15 protein-coding genes and 1 riboswitch are annotated in these 16,503 nt (G+C 27.9%); of the genes, 13 read left to right on the top strand and 2 right to left on the bottom strand.

The genetic code is table 11. The features are described 5' to 3' along the window. Positions 1–246: 246 nt before the first annotated feature. The 4 genes from BUA48_RS07635 to BUA48_RS07620 all read left to right on the top strand — a co-directional run bounded on the left by BUA48_RS07635 (position 247) and on the right by BUA48_RS07620 (position 4,422). Complete coding sequence (locus BUA48_RS07635; protein ID WP_072831459.1) at positions 247–1,146, top strand: DMT family transporter; 900 nt, start codon at positions 247–249, stop codon at positions 1,144–1,146. Positions 1,147–1,649: 503 nt separating this feature from the next. Continuing rightward, positions 1,650–2,705 carry a tetratricopeptide repeat protein gene (locus tag BUA48_RS07630; RefSeq protein ID WP_072831458.1) on the top strand — a complete coding sequence of 352 codons (1,056 nt, stop codon included), beginning with the start codon at positions 1,650–1,652 and terminating at the stop codon, positions 2,703–2,705. Positions 2,706–2,974: 269 nt separating this feature from the next. Next, positions 2,975–4,042 carry a mannose-1-phosphate guanylyltransferase gene (locus tag BUA48_RS07625; RefSeq protein ID WP_072831457.1) on the top strand — a complete coding sequence of 356 codons (1,068 nt, stop codon included), beginning with the start codon at positions 2,975–2,977 and terminating at the stop codon, positions 4,040–4,042. A 137-nt stretch (positions 4,043–4,179) separates the two neighbouring features. Continuing rightward, complete coding sequence (locus tag BUA48_RS07620; protein WP_072831456.1) at positions 4,180–4,422, top strand: hypothetical protein; 243 nt, start codon at positions 4,180–4,182, stop codon at positions 4,420–4,422. Between the two features lie 336 nt (positions 4,423–4,758). Here BUA48_RS07620 and BUA48_RS16045 read toward each other — a convergent pair whose 3' ends face one another. After that, positions 4,759–4,869 (bottom strand): iron-sulfur cluster assembly accessory protein, encoded by a 111-nt coding sequence (locus BUA48_RS16045; RefSeq protein WP_479723198.1) that lies wholly within the window; start codon positions 4,867–4,869, stop codon positions 4,759–4,761. 489 nt (positions 4,870–5,358) lie between these two features. Between BUA48_RS16045 and BUA48_RS07610 the strand changes: the two genes are divergently transcribed. The 4 genes from BUA48_RS07610 (at position 5,359) to BUA48_RS07595 (ending at position 9,562) form a co-directional block, all read left to right on the top strand. Next, positions 5,359–6,672 (top strand): APC family permease, encoded by a 1,314-nt coding sequence (locus BUA48_RS07610; protein ID WP_072831455.1) that lies wholly within the window; start codon positions 5,359–5,361, stop codon positions 6,670–6,672. A 183-nt stretch (positions 6,673–6,855) separates the two neighbouring features. Continuing rightward, positions 6,856–6,963: riboswitch (SAM riboswitch) on the top strand. Between the two features lie 151 nt (positions 6,964–7,114). Then, the gene (locus BUA48_RS07605) at positions 7,115–8,068 is read left to right on the top strand and encodes a methionine ABC transporter ATP-binding protein (RefSeq protein ID WP_072831454.1); all 954 of its coding nucleotides are present in this window, start codon (positions 7,115–7,117) and stop codon (positions 8,066–8,068) included. Continuing rightward, positions 8,068–8,709: a methionine ABC transporter permease gene (locus BUA48_RS07600; RefSeq protein ID WP_072831453.1), complete on the top strand. Its 642-nt coding sequence runs from the start codon at positions 8,068–8,070 to the stop codon at positions 8,707–8,709. Before BUA48_RS07605 ends, BUA48_RS07600 begins: the two co-directional genes overlap by 1 nt. 43 nt (positions 8,710–8,752) lie before the next feature. Next, positions 8,753–9,562: a MetQ/NlpA family ABC transporter substrate-binding protein gene (locus tag BUA48_RS07595; protein ID WP_072831452.1), complete on the top strand. Its 810-nt coding sequence runs from the start codon at positions 8,753–8,755 to the stop codon at positions 9,560–9,562. A gap of 311 nt (positions 9,563–9,873) precedes the next feature. Here the strand turns inward: BUA48_RS07595 and BUA48_RS07590 are convergent, their stop codons facing one another. After that, on the bottom strand, positions 9,874–10,035 hold the full coding sequence (locus BUA48_RS07590; protein ID WP_072831451.1) for a small, acid-soluble spore protein, alpha/beta type: 162 nt from the start codon (positions 10,033–10,035) through the stop codon (positions 9,874–9,876). Between the two features lie 385 nt (positions 10,036–10,420). Here BUA48_RS07590 and BUA48_RS07585 point away from each other — a divergent pair, with 385 nt between their 5' ends. From BUA48_RS07585 to BUA48_RS07565, 5 genes are all read left to right on the top strand, one after another. After that, positions 10,421–11,542 carry a radical SAM/SPASM domain-containing protein gene (locus BUA48_RS07585; RefSeq protein WP_072831450.1) on the top strand — a complete coding sequence of 374 codons (1,122 nt, stop codon included), beginning with the start codon at positions 10,421–10,423 and terminating at the stop codon, positions 11,540–11,542. A 120-nt stretch (positions 11,543–11,662) separates the two neighbouring features. After that, a complete protein-coding gene (locus tag BUA48_RS07580) occupies positions 11,663–12,736 on the top strand; it encodes a LacI family DNA-binding transcriptional regulator (protein WP_072831449.1) in 1,074 nt (357 codons plus the stop codon). A 99-nt stretch (positions 12,737–12,835) separates the two neighbouring features. Continuing rightward, a complete protein-coding gene (gene galT, locus BUA48_RS07575; protein ID WP_072831448.1) occupies positions 12,836–13,813 on the top strand; it encodes a galactose-1-phosphate uridylyltransferase in 978 nt (325 codons plus the stop codon). Between the two features lie 26 nt (positions 13,814–13,839). Beyond that, a complete protein-coding gene (locus tag BUA48_RS07570; RefSeq protein ID WP_072831447.1) occupies positions 13,840–15,015 on the top strand; it encodes a galactokinase in 1,176 nt (391 codons plus the stop codon). A gap of 553 nt (positions 15,016–15,568) precedes the next feature. Next, positions 15,569–16,474 (top strand): methylenetetrahydrofolate reductase, encoded by a 906-nt coding sequence (locus tag BUA48_RS07565; protein WP_072831446.1) that lies wholly within the window; start codon positions 15,569–15,571, stop codon positions 16,472–16,474. The last annotated feature ends 29 nt before the right edge of the window (positions 16,475–16,503 follow it).

Genomic DNA, 16,503 nt, shown 5'->3' with positions numbered 1-16,503 from the left:
TGCTTTTTATTTTATATTAGAGTTTATTTGTTAGTAATAAACATATAAAGTATAGGTTTTTAAATAAAGGTATAGACATAGTTTATGCTATAATGTCATAATTACAGTATAGTACGTGGATAAAGTTTCTTTATAAGATTTAAATTTCCTTATTTTTAGTAATAATTATACGAATAATAATGAATTTTATATAGTATAAAACTATATAGGCTTACATTAAAATATCTTATTTATAGGAGGGGCAATATGGATAATAAGGGGAAGGCTATATTTTTTATGCTGTTATCGGCTTTAGCCTATGCATTTATGAATGCTTTTGTTAAATTGGCAGGGGGAATACCAATATTTCAGAGAGTCTTAATAACAAATGTAGTTATGCTGATAATGACATGGTTTGTGATTTATAAAAATAAATTAAGTTATTTTGGAAAAAGAGAACATCAAAAGTATTTATTTGCTAGATCATTTTGGGGCTATATAGCTGTGGTAACTAATTTTTATGCTATAGCTCATTTAACAATAGCTGATTCATCAATTTTAGGAAGGTTGTCACCTTTTATTGTAACGATTTGCGCATATTTCTATTTGAAAGAAAAGATAAGTAAGATTCAGATTCCGGCACTTATAATTGTGTTTATAGGTACTTTATTAGTGGTAAGGCCTAGCTTTAATTTAGAGATAGTACCTGCTTTATCTGGAATAATATCAGCTATTTTTTCAGGATTTGCATATACCTTGCTTAGGGTACTTGGGGATAAGGAAGATAGTAATACCACTGTGTTTTACTTTGCTGTTGTATCTGTAATTTTTAGCATACCATTTGCTATTACTAATTATATAGCACCTAATCCATATCAATGGCTAATGCTTATTTTAATTGGGGTTAGTTATGGAATTGCACAGATAACTATGACACTTTCATATAAATATGCTCCAGCATCAGAGGTTTCTATTTATATTTATTCTAATATAATTTTTGCTATAGGTGTTGGGTATATATTCTTTAGGGAAATTCCAGATATGTTAAGTGTTTTAGGATCCATATTCATTATAGCAGCTAGTGTAATGGTTTACTTGGATAGTAAGAAGAATTCAAAAAATGAGGATAGCTGTAAGGAAGAGAAAATAAATATAGAGGATATATAGATATAAAGTTTATAGTAAAACTATAAAGAGAATAAAAAAGGTGCTGAAATTATTTCAGCACCCAAAAGAGAAATTCTCTTTTGTTTAGGAGTTGTTTAATGGACGCTAATAGATAAGGTTTATCTTTACGGTAAACATTACTATTAAGAATTTGAGTAAGTCTTAAGGAGTATTTAGGGATTATAATACTAGTATGGCTTTAAGTTTTATAAATATGTAAAATTATTTTAAGTTTAAGTATAGATATTTATCATTAATTATCTTAAAAAAGTAGTGAATGTAGATAGTGTTACTTGTATAAGATATAATTGAATCATATATTAACTTTTAAAAGTAAGTATATAGATTATAATTAATACTCTATAGTGTTATTAAACTTTATAGTTATTCTAGGAGAAGCATTAGTTCTGAATAGAGAAGCGGTATTTATTATAACCTATACATTGTAGTAGAATAATTAAGAAGAAAAGATATATAAGTTAGGATTTTGGGAGGAAACTAATATGAAAACTTTAATTTGCCAGATTGCATGGATGACGGATTACACGGGAAGCAAGGAAGATGACAAGGTGAATTCAATTGTTCATAAATACTTTGGAGATATAGAAGAGTCCTTTGAGAAAGAAAATTTTTTGAATATAAATAATAATTACTATGGATTTGCAGCTACTAAATTAGAAGATGGCGAATTATTGCCTCTAGCAGTTGAAGATGAAGAAAATGTAAGGGTTATATGGGTTGCAGAAAATCACAAAACTTCTAATATGGAACTTGTAGGTTGGTATAGCGATGCAACTGTTTTCAGTGAGTACATTGAGCAAAATTCTAGATTTTATAATATAGAAGTAAAAGCAAAGGATGCAGTCTTATTATCTAAAGAGGATAGAAAGATAACTTGTAATTTCTTAAGGGAGATTTTTGAGGCAAATAATTTAGGATATACACTAATAGCTGAAGAAAATTCCTCAGTTGAAATAGAGGAATTCAAAAATATAATTGATGATTATATAAGAGAAGGTAAATTTAACAAAGTCAATAAAGTATATGATGAAAATGATTTTGATAAGGTAAGTGAATTGCAGTTTACCTCCTTAGAAGAGTGCTTTTTCACTACAAGACAACTTTTAGATGAAGAAAATCTTATGGGTATAATATCTATATTAAATAAGATAATTTTAACTTTTCCTAACTCAAGAGAGGTCTATGAAGAAAAGGCATATGTATTATATTTGATGAATCAATATGATATGGCATTACATAATTTAAATATAGCTAATAAGCTAGATAAAAAGTCTTTAAGGACTTATACATTAATGGCTGATATATATTACTCTATAGATGATATAGAAAATGCCTTGAAGAGCTGCAAGGCTTACTTCAGAACTATAATGGAAAACAATTATGATGTAGATGCAGAATTAGTCATAGAGATGTTTAAGCTTCAAATATTCGCACTTTGCGATTTAGAAGAATTTGATGAAGCTCTTGAAATTTTAGAAAAGGCTTTGGAAATATGTCCAGATGATGAGGAGTTACTAGAAATAAAAGAACAATTATAAACTTATAAGATAACTGTAGCATAGAGAATACTACCACATATGGTGAAAAGAAGGTTTTTACTTACATTATATTGAGGAGAATTTTTAAATGCTACAGTTATTTTTAATTTTACTTATTATAGATAAATTTTAAATATTATCAAAAATATGTTTTGCTTAAAAAATAAATGTGATTGCAAGCACAATATAAGGAATTGAGGAAGAATTAGCACTTTTTCCATAATAAGTTAATATAATAAAACATAGAAATTAATTTGAGGTGTTTATAAGTGTTGTACGCTGTGATACTTGCAGGTGGAAAAGGTACAAGGTTATATCCTTTATCCAGAACAGATAATCCAAAACAGTTTTTAAATATAATTGATGAAAAAAGTTTTCTTAGAAGTACAGTAGATAGAATAAAACCCTTTGTAGACAAAGAAAATATTTATGTAGTTACTAATAAAAGTTACTATGATAAAATTTGTGATGAGGTTCCAGAACTAGAGAAAGAGCATATTTTTCAAGAACCGTCCAATAAGGAAACTGCAACCTGTATAGGGCTTTCTGCAGTTAAGTTATTAAAAAAGGATGCTAATGCTGTTATGGTAGTATTACCTTCAGATCATTATGTGGGTAATAATGAAGCATTTAACCAAACTATTCAGCAAGCTGCAGATATAGCTTCTAAAAGAAAGGGATTAGTTACAATTGGAGTAAATCCTACTAGACCTGAAACTGGGTATGGTTATATTCAAATGGGTGAGAAGATTGGTGGAGAACTTCCTAGTTATAGGGTGGAAAGATTTTTAGAAAAACCCAATCTAGAAGTTGCTAAGGATTTATTAACTAGCGGAAAATATTTATGGAATAGTGGTATATTTGTATGGAGAGTGGATTCTTTCTTGAAAGAGATGGAAAGGTATTTACCTAAGATGCACAGTAGACTTATGACCATATATAGAAACTTAGGTGAAGAAAATGAGCAAGAGATTATAGAGGAACAGTATAATGCAATAGATGGTATTTCTGTAGATTTCGGTATAATGCAGAAAACTAGAAGAGCATATGTAGTGAAAAGTGAGTTTGCATGGGATGATATAGGAAGTTATGCTGCATTAGGTAGATTTTTGAAAAATTTCCGCGGAAATAATGTAAAAGGAACAACTTTTATGGAACAATCGGAAGGATGCTCAGTTTTTGCTAAAAATAAACTTATTATAGGCTTTGGAGTAAAGGATTTAGTAATAGTAGATACTGATGATGTAATGTTGGTTATGGATAAATCTAAGGATCAAGAAATAAAGGATTTATTTAATAAGTTAAAGGAAGATGAAGCATTTTCAAAATTTTTATAGTAATAAATTTAAGCAAAAGTTAAGAAAGATATAAGCTGTTAGAGTATAAAACTACATAACAGCTTTTTATTTGGTTATAAAAGCAAAAAGGAATCATAAAATTATTAATAAGAATATAAAAACTTAGAGGTGATTTTATGGAAGATAATTATAGAAATGAAAAGAGAGATAATTCTCAAATAGAAGCAGAAAAAAAAACAATACCTTTATCGCAATCAACAGAAGAGAAAAGAAACAAAAAAAGAAAAAGAAATAAAAAGATACTTGTTGAAAGTGTGATTATAGGACTAAAGATTATAATAGGAATTTTAATACTTAATATAGTTGTTAAAGTATGGAATTTAGGATTTAACATAGATGGGTTGAATTTCTTTATTTAAGAACTATTCAAAATCATATTTATTAAAACATATAAGGAAATTAACAGATATTAGAAGAGTTAATATAAAATAAAAAAGATATTAGGATTATTAAATCCTAATATCTTTTTGTTTTAATTAGTGACAACCACCAGAACAGCTAGAACATCCGCCGCCTGAAGTTTTTTCAGGTTCAACTGAGAATCCACCATATCCGTTTTCATCACCAGATTTTATAGTGAATGTACCAAACTCTGAATTAAGTTCTTTATCAACTAAAAAAGTTTTTTCGTTAATTGTTGTAACTAAATCTGTGTCTTTTTGCTCATCCAGAACAAGTCCAAAAGAAGGGCCTCCTCATCCTTGGCCTGCTAACACTAATCTAACTGTATCAGAATTTATATCATTTTCTTTTAAAAGATCTAAAAAGTCTTTGTAAGCTGCTTCGCTCATTTTTACTGCTGACATTTATATTGCCTCCTTATATTCAGAAAATTTAAAGTAATATAATGTATATTACTTAATTTTCATTAGAAATTATGTTTATATTTTAATACATATTAGAACATAATTCAACAAATAAAAAATGGTCCTATAAGGTAATAAGAGGTATTATGATAAAAGAACCCTTGTATTAAAATGTAAAAAGTATTAAATAGGATTTAATTAAATAATAAATAGAAAACAATAACATATATAATAAGAGAAAATAAGAAAAAGGAAAATCATAATAAAAGATAAAAAAATAGCTAATTTCACAGAAAAATGAAACTAAATTTAATATTAAAATAAAAAGTTTGAAAAAAATAAAGAAAATACAAAATGGTCTTACAATTCTTGTTGACAATTTTCTACAAAGATTTTATACTGATTAAGGTATAAAAAAGGACTTTATGACTAAAATTATATTTAAAAGGGAATAAGGATAAGTAGTGGAATTAAGGGGAGGAAAAAATAATGTCAAAAGAAAATTTAAAGAAGTCGATAACACTAGTTCAAGCTATTTCTTTAGTTGTTGGTATTATAATTGGATCAGGAATATTTTTGAAGCCGGGTGCTGTATTTAGTAATGCAGGTAGTGCTAAATTAGGATTATTAGCTTGGTTAATAGGTGGACTTGTTACCTTAGCATCAGCTCTTACAATAGCTGAAATTGGTGCAGCTATTCCAAGAACAGGTGGATTAAGTGTATATTTAGAAGAGTTATACGGACCTATATGGGGATTTCTTCTAGGATGGGTTCAATCTGTAATATCTTATCCTGCTACAGTAGCTGCTCAAGGAATTGCTTTTGCAACTTTTGCATCATGGTTTGTAACTATGACTAATACTCAATTAAAATTATGTGCAATAGCAGTTGTTGTATTTTTAGTACTGATGAATATAATTTCTACAAAGTTTGGAGGAATAATACAGACCTTAGCAACTATAGCTAAATTAATACCTATATTCGCAATCATAATATTCGGTGTTGTTAAAGGAACTGTAGGAAATGTAAACATAATTACTGCTACTATGGAGCAAGGTTTAGGATTTGGAGCTGCAATAGTATCAACTTTATGGGCATATGATGGTTGGATCGGTGTTACCAATATAGCTGGAGAACTTAAAAATCCACAAAAGGATCTACCAAGAGCTATAATAATTGGTATATCAGCAGTTATAATTGTATATGTTACATTTAACTTTATGTTAGTAAATATTTTAGGCTTAGAGGGCATGGCTACGTCAACACAGGCTGCTGCAGATTCAGCAATTAAACTATTTGGTAGTGCAGCAGGTGGATTTATTATTGGTGGTATGATGATTTCTGTTTTTGGTGCATTAAATGGAAATGTTATGGCTGGGTCAAGAGTACCATTTTCTTTAGCACAAAGAGGAATGTTACCATTTGCTAAGACTTTAAGCACACCAAGTAAATCAGGTACACCAAGTACAGCTATTTTAGTACAGTTTGTATTATCAATATTGTATATATTAACAGGAAGTTTTAACTCTCTAACTGATTTAATTGTATTTGTACTTTGGATTTTCTTTACAATGGGTGTATTTAGTATATTTATTTTAAGAAAGAAATTTTCTGATGAACAAAGACCATATAAAACACCATTATATCCTTTTGTACCTATCATTGGTGTATGTGGAGGAATATTTATATTAGCAAATAACTTAATGACTAACTATATAAATGCTTTAATAGGAGTAGTTATAACATTAATTGGATTACCAGTTTATTATTATTCAGTTAAGAAAAATGCTAAAGCTGAATAAGATTAGTTGATATATTATAAATAATGTGTGGTAATATTATTTATTTTACAATATATGAAGAATGTTAAATTATCAAGGATATAATGAATTAATATCCTTGATAATTTTATTTTTATGAAAAAATAGGTTGACATATATTTTTTCAAGTGATAGTATATAAATAATTTAATACGTAAAGCGATATTCTTATCCAGAGTGGTGGAGGGACTGGCCCTGTGAAACCCAGCAACCAGTATTATTTTATAATACATGGTGCTAATTCCTACAGCTTATAAAGCTGAGAGATGAGAGAGTAAACAGGTAATTTTACACCAGAGTTTATTCTCTGGTGTTTTTATTTTGTATATTTTTAGGAAGAGGATAAAAAATAAGAGATTGCTTTATCAGTTACTTACAATAAATTGAATAAAAGTAAAAAAATAAAAAAAGGAGAAATTAGGTAATGATTCAGGTAAAAAACTTAAGTAAGTATTATGGTAAAACACAAATATTAAAAAATATAAACTTAAATATTGAAGAGGGAGAAATATATGGGATTATAGGCCATAGTGGAGCAGGAAAGTCCACATTATTAAGATGTTTTAATGAACTAGAAGAATATAACTCAGGTTCATTAAAGGTTATGAATAAAGAGATTAAAGAATTAAACAATAAAGAGTTAAGAGGATTAAGAAAAGAAGTTGCGATGATTTTTCAAAGCTTTAATTTACTTAACTCAAAGAATGTTTATGAAAATGTAGCTTTACCTCTAGAACTATGGGGGAAAAAAGAGAATATAGAAGCTAGAGTAAAGGAGTTAGTTGAGCTAGTTGGATTAAGCCACAGGGTAAATAGTAAACCAAAGGATTTAAGTGGAGGGGAAAAACAAAGAGTAGCTATAGCTAGAGCACTAGCTTTAAATCCCAAAATATTGCTTTGTGATGAAGCTACATCAGCGCTAGATCCAAAGACAACAAAGGATATTTTACAATTACTTAGGAAAATAAATGAAGCCTTGAATGTAACTATAGTTCTAGTAACTCATGAGATGGAAGTTATAAAAAGCATATGCCATAAGGTATCCTTAATTGATAAGGGTGAAATAAAGTTAAGTGGTTATGTTAAGGATGTTTTTCTTAAGCCAGGAGATTTTTTAAAGAAAACCTTAGGAGAGGAAGATGAAGTAAAATTAGAGGGGTTAAATATAAAGATATTCTTTGATAATAATAAAAGCAGTCAAAGTATAATTACATCTATGGCAAGGGATTTAGAAATTGATTTTTCTATAGTATTTGGAAGACTAGAAAGATTTAGAGATGAGATTTTGGGGAATTTAGTTATATCCTTAGAAAAAGAAAATCTTACTAAGGTTATAGATTATTTAGAAAAAGAAAAAATGATTTGGGAGGTGATTTAATGTTTCAAGAAGTAATATTACCAGCAATTATTGAGAGTTTTATTATGGTTGGAGCTGCAACAATCTTAGCTACAATAATAGGTTTTGGAGTAGCTATTGTTTTAATAATAAGTGAGGAAGGAGGACTTATTCCTAATAAAATTTTATATAAGGTTTTAGATTTTGTAGTTAATTTATTAAGGTCATTTCCGTTTTTTATATTAATGGTGGTTATATCCCCACTAACTAAAGCAATAGTTGGTAGAACTACAGGTACCTTTGCAGCAATAGTGCCATTGACTATTGGATCAGCTCCTTTTGCAGCAAGACTAATAGAAAGTTCCTTAAAGGCTGTGGATAAAGGAGTTGTTGAAGCTGCTAAATCTATGGGAGCGACTAATAGCCAAATAATTTTCAAAGTATTATTAAAGGAAGCTAAACCAGCTTTAAGTTCAGGAATTACTCTTCTTATTATAAGCATAATAGGATATTCAGCTATGGCAGGATCAATTGGAGCTGGAGGCTTAGGTGATGTAGCAGTTAATTATGGATATTATAGATTTGATACTACTGTTATGGTAGTCACTGTAATTGTACTTATAATATTAGTTCAATTAATACAAACAATAGGAAATATATTATATAAGAAATTAAGCAAATAAATAAAGAGCAAATAAGTTAAGGAATATATATGGAGGAATAGAGATGAAGAAAATTTTATCATTAGTATTAGTTACAGTATTATCATTTAGTTTAGTAGGATGTGGACAAGCATCTAAGAATGAAAAGAAAAATGATAATAATAAAGTTATAAAAGTAGGGGCAAGTCCAACTCCTCACAGTGATATTTTAAAGGTTGCTAAACCATTAGTTGAAAAGGAAGGATATGAATTAGATATAGTAGTATTTCAAGACTATATAATTCCGAATACAGCTTTAAATGAAAAGGAATTGGATGCTAACTTCTTTCAACACATTCCATTTTTAGAGCAGGTTAAGAATGAGAAAAAATATGATTTAGATTATACAGCTAAAATTCACATAGAGCCTTTAGGATTATATTCAAAGAAGATTAAGGGTCTTAATGAAATAAAGGAAGGTGTTAGAATAGCTGTACCTAAGGATCCAACAAATTGTAGCAGAGCTTTAAGATTATTAGAGAAAAATGGGTTGATTAAATTAAAAAGTGGAGAGTTAGTTACATCAAAAGATATAGTAGAAAATCCAAAAAACTTAAAAATTGAGGAATTAGACTCACAGCAATTACCTAGAGTTTTGGATGAAGTAGAGGGGGCTGTAATAAATACCAACTATGCATTAGAAGCGGAGTTGAATCCTCTAAAGGATGCATTAGTATTAGAGGATAAGGACTCACCTTATGCTAATATATTAGTAGTAAGAAGTGAAGAGAAAGAGTCAGATAAAATTAAAGTATTAACAAAGGCATTAACTTCTACTGAGGTTAAAAAATATATTGAAGAGAAATATGAAGGAAGCATAATTCCTACATTTTAATAAAAAAGATAGATATTTTAATAAACAATCTTAATTGTATTTAGAAGAGAACATGTATTGTAGAATAAATACAAGCATTATTAGATATGTAGAGTATTAATTAAAACTTATATATTTAAAGAATTACCTTTTAAGTTTGTAATAAGGATATACTATGTAATAAAAGTTTTATTTTTAAATTAGTAATGAAGTAATTAAAAAATAATAGTTATAAAAAATATGACTTCTGCATTGCACAGAAGTCATATTTAAAATGAGTTTTAGAGTTTTATAATTATCTGTAAATTTGAGGTGCACTTATAAGAGAAAGATTAATCAATTGTTACTTTTCCAGATTCTTTACCAAGTTTTTTAGATTCATTAGAAACACCAAGTTCGTTTCCGGCTTCCATTTTCATTTTGTTAAGTTCTTTTTTAGTTTTTTGACCAGCTTTTTTGTTATCTTTGCTATTTTTGTTGTTTTTATGTGACATAGTTAACTTTATAGTTAAGACCTATCTTTAATATGTTAAATATATATTCTAATAAAGTTTTCACTGAAATAGATTTATATTTAATAAGAAGAAAAACTTTAATATAAATCTAAGAAGAGAATTAGAACTATATAATTATTTAGGAATCTTAACTATAAATTTCACCTCCTTAAGTTAAAGTTGTAGAGAATAAAGATATAAATATCTTCTATATTAATGTAACCAGAAGTGAAAAAAATATATATAAAACAAAAGGTAGAATTACCATATATATTTTTATAAAACTAAGTATAAAAGCAAAGTAACTATTAAATGTAATACTTTAGGAAGTTTTTTCATAGAATTTTATGATAGGTTTTCATTAATATTATAAGGAGTGTGTTAGATGGGTATCATAGATAACATAGAAAAGAAAGCTAAACAAACTGTCTTAAAGACAGCCTTTGATTTAATTGATAAGAATCCAGAAAAAAATATAGATAAATTTATAGATTTAATTAAAAAAAATATGAAGGACGAAGAACAATTACAAAAGTTCGAAGAGTTTGAAACAATTTTTATGGAAACAGATAGTATGAAACTATATGTGGAAGATATACTTAAAAATAGTCATAAAAATTGTATGAAAAAGATTATTTATAATTTTATAGGTAATCAAATATGGTTTGGAAGCTCAAAACGTGAAAAGCTTGGGGATAAAATAGGAAGAAAATTACCTTTTACTTTAATGATTACTCCTTCTATGAGATGTAATTTGAGATGTCAAGGGTGTGAAACAGCCAATTATAGCAAGAAGGATGATCTTCCTTATGAAGATATGGAAAAGATAATTAAAGAAGCAAGAGACTTGGGAATATATTATATAGTTATCTTAGGTGGTGAAAGTTTTTTTAATGATTATTTAATGGACTTATATAATAAATATTCTGATATGATGTTTATGCCTTTAACAAATGGAACTTTATTTAATGATAAGGTTGTTGATAGAATAGCTAATATGGGAAATGTATTTCCGGTTATTTCATTAGATGGTGATGAAAGTTATGTAGATAGTATACGAGGAAGAGGAGTATTTCAATCAATTATGTATAGTATGCAATTATTAAAGAAAAAAGGAATCCCCTTTGGTGTATACACTACTACTAAAAGTAACAATATGAAAAAGGTTGTAGAAGATAGCTTTGTAGATTTATTAATAAGAAAGGGAGCAAGAGCTATAATGTATTCTCCAATAGCCCTTAAGGGAGATAACTTAGAGGCTTTTAATAAGAGTGTGCTATCACCTGGTGAAAGATTAACTCTTGGAGAGAGAAGCAAGGATATAAGATGTAGTAAAAAAATATTAACAATAGACTTATTCAATGACTTAGATAATTTCGATAAGTTAAAAGAAGAAAATTATTTTTATCATATAAATTCTAAGGGAATGGTAGTAACTTGTTCATCTCCTAAAAAACTTTTAGGGAATGTAAAAGAGAAAAGTTTGGTGGAAATATTAGAGAAGTAGACAAAATACGAGTATTTTGCAGAAAATTCAAAGAAATTAAGCTCTTAATAGCTGCAATAGTTGAAAAATAGTAAATAGTTTGATAATATGTATCTATATAAAATATAAAAGGGTGAGAATATGCCAGTTACAATAAATGAAGTAGCAAAGGAAGCAGGTGTTTCAATTACTACTGTATCTAGAGTTTTGAACAATAACTACCCTGTAAAAAAAGAAACAAGAGAAAGAATTGAACAGGCTATAGAGAAGTTGAACTATAGACCTAATATTATGGCTAGAGGATTAATAACTAAAAGGACCTCTGTAATAGGTATAATAGTTCCGGGTATTACAAACTTATTTTTTTCAACTATTGTAGAAGAGATTCAAAGTATAATAAAAAAATCAGGATATAGTATTTCGTTATGCAATACTGGTGGCTCTTATAAGGAAGAAAGAAACTTAGTTGAAGATATGATATGTAGACAAGCAGATGGAATTATAGTAATAGATCCTGCAATAGAAAATATTAAGGAGCATTATTATAAGCAAATAGGGGAAAGGTTACCTACAATAATTATAAATTCTGCTTCTGATAATAATGATTGTAGCTGTATATGCTATGATGAAGAAAGTGGATTAGAGCAAGCTTTTGAGTATTTAAATAATCTTAAACATAATAAGGTTCTTCTTATAAGAGGAGAGAAAAGTTTATCTTATGATATTAGAGAAGAGATTTATAAAAAATTTATAGATAAATATGGCTTTGATTATGAAAAGGTATTAACTGTAGGCGGAGGAAATAGTATAGAAGTTGTTGAAAAAACTGAGAAAGAACTTATGAGGATTTTTCAAGAAGACAAGCCTACAGCAGTATTTGCATGTAATGATCTTATGGCAGTTGGAGCAACAAAGGTATGCAAAAGGTTATCTTTAAGGATACCAGAGGATATATCAATAATTAGTGTTGATAATACTTTACTAGCACAAACTAATTCTCCAAGGTTAACATCTATAGATTTTAATATGAGTAATATTGCTAAAGTAGTTTCTATGGATATATTAGATAAAATCAATAAGGATTCTAAGCAAATTACTAAAAAGGTATTTAAAACAGAACTTATTCAAGGGGAAAGTTGTAAAGAAGCTAAAGATACTAAAATTGATCTTAAAGAAGGAACAACTTTGAAATTTAAAAAGGTTGTTTTGAAGTAATTATAAAGTCAAATGAGTTGAAAATAGGAAAGGAAGCCTTTGAGCTTCATTTTCCTATGAATATATAGAAAAGGTTTTCAAAACTAAGGGGGAATTTTCATGGCAGAATTAAGATGGAATCCGTTATTAAAGGATTGGACAATGGTAGCTTCACATAGACAAAATAGACCTCAGATGCCAAAGGATTGGTGTCCATTTTGTCCAGGATCAGGTAAGGTACCAGAGCAGTATGACGTTTATAAGTATGACAATGATTTTCCAGCACTAAGCACTAATCCGCCTACACCAGATAATGTAGGAAGTGATTTTTATAAAACTGATGAAGCTTATGGAAAATGTGAAGTTATACTATATTCGCCAGAACATACAGTTACATTAAGTGAATTACCTGTTGATCATATTAAGAAATTAGTTGATTTGTGGGAAGAAAGATTTATAGAGATAAGTAAGGATGAAAAGATAAAATATATATTTCAATTTGAGAATAGAGGGGAAGAGGTTGGTGTAACAATGCCACATCCTCATGGTCAAATTTATGGATATTCTAAAATGCCTCTTAAAATTCAAAAGCAATTAGAGTCTTGTAGAGAATATTATGATGAAAATAAAAAATGTTTAATATGCAAGATGAATGAAGAGGAAGAGAGTTTTAAAGAAAGAGTTGTTATGGAAAATGATAGCTTTATAGTGTATATACCATTTTTTACTGATTATCCATATGGGGTGTATATATCAAGTAAAGAACATAGAAGCAACATTACAGAACTTAGTGAAAAAGAAAAGTTGGATTTTGCAGATATACTTAAGAAGGTTTCAGGTACTTTAGATGCATTATTTAATAGAAGATTTCCATATATGATGTGTATTCAACAAGCACCTGTTAATTCACCAGAATACGGTAATGTTAAAGAATATTATCATTTCCACGTGGAGTTTTATCCACCACTACGTTCAGCAGATAAAATAAAATTTAATGCATCTTCAGAAACAGGTGCATGGGCTGCTTGTAATCCTAGGGCAGTTGAAGATACAGCAGAGGAACTAAGAGAAGCTTATATTAGATATAATTCTAAATAGCATATATATCAGGGGGGAAATTAATAATGGAGGCATTATTAAAAAGTTTTAAGGACATATATGGGGATAAAGAAGAAATTAGAGTTTTTCAATCTCCAGGAAGAGTAAATTTAATTGGAGAGCACATAGATTATAATGGGGGTTTAGTTTTTCCATGTGCATTAGATTTTGGGACTATAGCTATTGTTAGAAAAAGAGAAGATTCTATAGTGAATTTAGCATCAACAAATTTTGATTTAAAAGTAGAAGTAGATTTAAATGATTTAGTATATAAGGAATTAGATGATTGGGCTAACTATCCTAAAGGCGTTATGAAAGTCATGAGAGATCATGGCTATACTTTAGGAGGAATGGATATATTAATTAGTGGTAATATTCCCAATGGAGCAGGATTATCATCATCTGCTTCCTTAGAAGTACTAATTGGAGAAATTATAAATGTAATTTTTAATAAATCTTCAATAGATATGGTAGAAATAGTGAAGATGAGTCAAGAAGCAGAGAATAAGTTTGTGGGTGTTAACTGTGGAATAATGGATCAGTTCGCAGTTGGTATGGGTAAGTCTAAGAAAGCTATCTTACTTAATTGTGCAACCTTAGAATATAAGTATGCTGATGTAGAGTTAGGAGATTATAAGATTGTCCTTATGAATACAAATAAACGTAGGGCATTAAATGAATCTAAATATAACGAGAGAAGAGCAGAGTGTGATAAGGTTTTAGAAATAATAAATTCTAAAAGAGATAATAAAATAGAAAACTTATGTGATTTATCTATGCAAGAGTTAGAGATATATAAGAGCTCTATACAAGATGAAATTCTAATAAAAAGAGTGACTCATGTTATTGGAGAAAATGAAAGAGTTAAGGATGCCTTTGAAGCATTAAATGAAGGTAAACTTAATAAATTTGGAGAGTTACTTACTGAATCTCATAATTCCTTAAGAGATTTATATGAGGTTACAGGAATAGAGTTAGATACTTTAGCAGAAGAGGCAATAAAAATTCATGGGTGCTTAGGTGCAAGGATGACCGGTGCTGGATTTGGTGGATGTGCAATAGCCTTAGTAAAATTAGAAAATGAAGAAGAATTCATAGCAAAACTTACCGAAGTCTATACAAAGAAAATAGGATATGCTCCAAGCTTTTATTCTAGTGGAATAGGAAATGGAGCTTGTGAACTTAATCTTGTCAATGCATAAATTTTAATATAAAAATAAGATTATTAATATTAAGAGCTGTTATATAAAAGTATATAATGACAAATTATTAGTATTACTTGAAAGTAGTATTTGTATATTGTTATTGAAATTTTTATAAACAGCTTTTTTATTTGAAAAGTTTACTGATAAAAGATAAAATCTATGTAATAATAATTATTATATATAAGTTTTAGTTAATATTCTAAATTTATATAAATCATGACTTATTCTATAATGAACCTTATATGTAAAAAGAAAGAAGATTCCTTATTACAATATATACTTTACAATGTAATAAAACTATAAGAATGTGAAGTATACTTATTAAGAAGTACATTTTATTATACTTAAGTGTAATATTTACATTTTATATTTATAAGATTTGAAAAAAAATAACTATAAAGATAGAATAAGACTAAGAGTCTTTCTAGTCTGACAATTAAAAGTAAATTAAAAGTTTCCCAAGTTTATATATAATGATATAAAAAATTAAATAAATTTTAGCAATTAAAATAAAAGCTAATAAATATATACTTTATAAAAGGAGGATATTATGCGCATTAGTAAGCTCTTTGATGAAAAGGATTTAGTTATATCTATAGAGCTCTATTCCCCAAGTTGTATAGGAAGTAGGGATTATATATTTAGAACTTTAGAGGCTATGAATGGATTGAAGCCTGATTATATGAGTATCACATATAGGGACTTTAGAGGAATAAATAATTCTATTACATATAAAGAAGATATGAAGTGTTTATTGGATATAAGAGATGATTATAGAATAGAAGTTTTACCTCATATTATAGGACATAATGTGAATAAAGAAGTTCTTTGTGAAATTATACAAGAGGTTTATGAAAATCAAATAGAAAATTTACTGATTTTACAGGGAAAAGAGCTTTTGGAAAAAGACTTAAATAAAAAAGGTATGAGTAAGGATTTTAAAGACATTTTGGAATTAATCAATTTTATAGATAAAAAAAATAAGTTTTCTATATCTTCAGTATGCTATCCTGATACATTTATATCTCAGAAGGATATGGAACATGATGTTAATAATATAGTTAAAAAGGTAAAAAGTGGAGCAAGTCATTTTATTTGTAAACCCCAATTTAATAATAGCAATATATATAGTTATATAAATACCATAGATCAAAAGCAATTAAAGATTCCTATTGAAGTAGGAATACTACCAATAACTAATTTTATGCAATTAAAAATGCTAAATCTATACTTTAACGACTTAATACCATCAAAGGTGCTGAAGATGCTTCATAAATATGCTAATGATGAGAAGTCATTAAGAGATATCGGAATAACCTATGCATTGTACCAGATAGAAGAACTAATATATAGTGGTATAGATGGGATTCATATATATTTAATAGATGATCCATATGTTACTAAAAGGATATTTCAGGGTTTAAATAAGATTTTGAGAAAAAATAATGGAAGGTAAAAAAATAAAATAATTTTACAAAATTAGAC

The organism is Clostridium collagenovorans DSM 3089 (genome assembly GCF_900130005.1).
GTDB classification, from domain to species: domain Bacteria; phylum Bacillota; class Clostridia; order Clostridiales; family Clostridiaceae; genus Clostridium_D; species Clostridium_D collagenovorans.
This window is presented reverse-complemented; position numbering and strand designations above follow the sequence as displayed.

Coding starts and splice junctions, on each gene's coding strand:
- BUA48_RS07635 (WP_072831459.1), top strand. CDS start 247: ATGGATAATAAGGGGAAGGCTATATTTTTTATGCTGTTATCGGCTTTA.
- BUA48_RS16045 (WP_479723198.1), bottom strand. CDS start 4,869: ATGTCAGCAGTAAAAATGAGCGAAGCAGCTTACAAAGACTTTTTAGAT.
- BUA48_RS07580 (WP_072831449.1), top strand. CDS start 11,663: ATGCCAGTTACAATAAATGAAGTAGCAAAGGAAGCAGGTGTTTCAATT.
- BUA48_RS07590 (WP_072831451.1), bottom strand. CDS start 10,035: ATGTCACATAAAAACAACAAAAATAGCAAAGATAACAAAAAAGCTGGT.
- BUA48_RS07630 (WP_072831458.1), top strand. CDS start 1,650: ATGAAAACTTTAATTTGCCAGATTGCATGGATGACGGATTACACGGGA.
- BUA48_RS07610 (WP_072831455.1), top strand. CDS start 5,359: ATGTCAAAAGAAAATTTAAAGAAGTCGATAACACTAGTTCAAGCTATT.
- BUA48_RS07595 (WP_072831452.1), top strand. CDS start 8,753: ATGAAGAAAATTTTATCATTAGTATTAGTTACAGTATTATCATTTAGT.
- BUA48_RS07565 (WP_072831446.1), top strand. CDS start 15,569: ATGCGCATTAGTAAGCTCTTTGATGAAAAGGATTTAGTTATATCTATA.
- BUA48_RS07620 (WP_072831456.1), top strand. CDS start 4,180: ATGGAAGATAATTATAGAAATGAAAAGAGAGATAATTCTCAAATAGAA.
- BUA48_RS07600 (WP_072831453.1), top strand. CDS start 8,068: ATGTTTCAAGAAGTAATATTACCAGCAATTATTGAGAGTTTTATTATG.
- BUA48_RS07605 (WP_072831454.1), top strand. CDS start 7,115: ATGATTCAGGTAAAAAACTTAAGTAAGTATTATGGTAAAACACAAATA.
- BUA48_RS07570 (WP_072831447.1), top strand. CDS start 13,840: ATGGAGGCATTATTAAAAAGTTTTAAGGACATATATGGGGATAAAGAA.
- BUA48_RS07585 (WP_072831450.1), top strand. CDS start 10,421: ATGGGTATCATAGATAACATAGAAAAGAAAGCTAAACAAACTGTCTTA.
- galT (WP_072831448.1), top strand. CDS start 12,836: ATGGCAGAATTAAGATGGAATCCGTTATTAAAGGATTGGACAATGGTA.